The organism is Actinomyces sp. oral taxon 849 str. F0330 (assembly GCF_000239715.1).
In the GTDB taxonomy this organism is placed as follows: domain Bacteria; phylum Actinomycetota; class Actinomycetes; order Actinomycetales; family Actinomycetaceae; genus Actinomyces; species Actinomyces johnsonii.
The window spans coordinates 1-2,739 of the sequence record NZ_JH470352.1 but is presented as its reverse complement, the minus strand read 5'-3'; the positions used below and the strand labels follow the sequence as shown (position 1 = coordinate 2,739).

The 2,739-nt window shown below is 66.1% G+C and carries 2 protein-coding genes and 2 pseudogenes; 1 reads left to right on the top strand and 3 read right to left on the bottom strand.

Annotated features, from left to right (window positions below):
* Positions 1-474 (top strand): annotated as a pseudogene (locus HMPREF0975_RS17305) (transposase); the annotation flags it as partial.
* A 16-nt stretch (positions 475-490) separates the two neighbouring features.
* On the opposite strand, the gene HMPREF0975_RS17100 reads toward HMPREF0975_RS17305, so the two are convergent.
* The 3 genes and pseudogenes from HMPREF0975_RS17100 to HMPREF0975_RS16150 form a co-directional block, all read right to left on the bottom strand.
* Positions 491-619, bottom strand: coding sequence for a hypothetical protein (locus HMPREF0975_RS17100; RefSeq protein ID WP_009233531.1), 129 nt, complete (start codon positions 617-619; stop codon positions 491-493).
* Between the two features lie 5 nt (positions 620-624).
* Positions 625-2,221: pseudogene (locus HMPREF0975_RS07440) on the bottom strand (IS1634 family transposase).
* Positions 2,222-2,361: 140 nt separating this feature from the next.
* On the bottom strand, positions 2,362-2,739 hold a 378-nt coding region (locus HMPREF0975_RS16150; RefSeq protein WP_442852330.1), incomplete at its 5' end, for an IS1634 family transposase.

Here is a 2,739-nt window from a genome sequence, read left to right as displayed (position 1 = left end):
TCTGGATGGCTTGTTTGAGCAGATTGATTCCGGGCAGGTGAGCATGACCGGGACTGATGGTCTGCTGCCGGCACTGCACCAAGGGAGGCCTTGGAGAGGGGCCTGGCCGCTTGGCTTGAGCGAGCACCTGGGTTACGACAGGGGCGAGCCAACCTCCCAGGCTCGTGGTAACGCCAGAAACGGAACCACGTCCAAGACGGTGGACTCGTCAGGATGGGGCCCTTCGAGATCGGGGTGCCCCGGGACCGGGCCGGGACCTTCACCCCGCGCCCGGGTAGCGCCAAGGGCCAGCGCCGACCGGGGCGGGCTGGATGCGTGTGAATCACCAGGCCTGATGCGCCGGTGGAATGACGGTGCGGGATATCCAGCACCACCTGGCCTCCACGCTCAGCGCGGGTGCTCGGCGTGGGGACCATTTCGAGGATCACCGACGCGGTAGCCGATGCTGTCCTGGAGTGGCAGCGCCGCCCGCTCCTGAGTTGCACAGTTTTTAGTGCCCTGTTGGGATGCTCAGGGCGGTGAGGATTTCTTCGGCTTCGGGGGTCAGGGGGTCGGCGGCGGTGAGGTGGTGGCCGTTGAGGTTGATGGTGATCTCCTGGAGGGGCTTGACCTGACTCATGACGCTTAGTGTGCCGGGGGTGGGGTGCTCAGGGCGGTGAGGATGTCGTTGGCGGTGTCGGTCAGACGTGGTGCGGCTGCGAGGTGGTGGCCGTTGAGGTTGATGGTGACCTCCTGCAGGCTGCGTAGCTCGCGCACGATCCTGGCGATGCTGATACCGGTGGCCTCCTGGAGGTAGCGGGCGACGGCCAGGGCGGCCATGACCACGGTCAGGTGGGCCTCGATGGCGTCATGGGTGTGGTGGAAGACCGGGCGGGCTCTCAGGTCGTGCTTGCTCATCCGGAAGGACTGCCCGGGCGTGCCACAGCTCGTGATACGAAGAGACGACCTCACCGGCGCCCATCAGGCGGGACGGGATGTTGGTGACGTAGCCCTTGAGGCCCACCAGGGACCGGGCTCTGGCGATGGAGGCCTCATCGAGGACCTGATCGCCTTGATGGACGGTGACAAAACGCGTGCCCTTAGGGCGCTTCTCGCCGGCGATGACGGCCCGGGCGCGGTTGGCCTGAGCTGTGAGGGTCTGGTTGTCCCGGGCCGCTCGCTTCTTGGAGTAGACCCATACCGCTCTCCATGAGCCTGGATGGGTGTGCGGGTCCCACACCGGCTCACGACGACTGCTGATGTCGCGCTGGCTCCTGGAGCCCCTCCTGGGGGTGATGGTGTCAATGACCTGGCTGTCGGTGAAGGCGTCCCCGTGCCAGTGGAAGTGGGCCTCCAGGTCGCCTGGGGCCCGGGTGGTGCGGGCCCCGACGATGAACCGCAGCCTCGCCTCATCCAGGGCCGTCAGGTTGGCGGCCGAGAGCATGCCGGCGTCAGCGACGATGATGAGGTCCTCGATGCCGTGGGCGGCCTGGAAGGCCTCCGCGATGGGGATGATCGTGGTGGTCTCAGCCTTGTTGCCCTCCCAGCAGCCGACCTGGAGAGGAAAACCATGACGGTCGACCAGCAGGCCCACGATGATCTGGGGGTCGACCCTCCTCTCCTTGGAGTAACCGACCTTGCGCAGGTCGTCCTCACGCTCGGCCTCGAAGTAGAGGGTGGTCACGTCATACAGGCACAGGGCCAGGCCCCTGGTGGCGGTGACGTGCTCGAACAGAGCCCCAGACAGGCTCTCGCGGTAGCCTCGCTCCTGGGCTCGGGCCAGGGAGCGGAACAAGGTCCTGGTGCTGACCGGCTCCAGGCCCAGGTCACCCAGGACGCGGGGGACCTGGGCCTTAGAGGTCGGCTCGATCAGACGCGCCAGAACCATCTGCTCAAAGGCCCGATCACCCCCAGTGGCGTTCCTCAGCCCCAGACGGGTGTAGACCCCGTGCAGAACGTCCCACAGCAGGCCCGAGCGCTTGGACTCCACCACCGCGTCAGTGCCGACCGGGGCTGAGGCCGTGAGGAGTCCCGAAACCGCCGGTGGCGTGGGAGTCAGGTCCAGGGTCAGCTGGTCCGGGGCAATGCGGTGCCGGCCGATCTCCATCAGAGCAGCCAGCTCGGCCTCAGTGTGGGCCGATCCCAGGTGCTCGATCACCTTGTCCCGGCGCCCTTCCTTGACCGCGATCTGCACCGCCGTCGCCCCTGAGGCTGTCTTGACCTTACGCACAAACGGGCTCACCACCCCCACCCTACCGGCCCCTTAGTGTGCCAGCACACCCCCAACACCACGGAATACCAACGAAAAACCCACCTCAAAACCCAGACCCCACCAAACTGTCACGAGTCAGGTGTCGGCCTTCGGCCTGAGTTGCACAGTTTTTAGTGCCCTGTTGGGATGCTCAGGGCGGTGAGGATTTCTTCGGCTTCGGGGGTCAGGGGGTCGGCGGCGGTGAGGTGGTGGCCGTTGAGGTTGATGGTGATCTTCTGGAGGGGCTTGAGGGCACGGATAATGCGTTTGATGCTGATCCCGGTGGTCTCCTGGAGGTGCCGGGCGACGGCCAGGGCGGCCATGACCACGGTCAGGTGCGCCTCGATGGCATCGCGCTGGTGGTGGAAGACGGGGCGGGCTGGCAGGTCGTGCTTACTCATCCGGAAAGACTGCTCCACGTGCCACAGCTCGTGATACGAGGAGACCACCTCACCGGCGCCCATCAGGCGGGACGGAATGTTGGTGACGTAGCCCTTGAGGCCCACCAG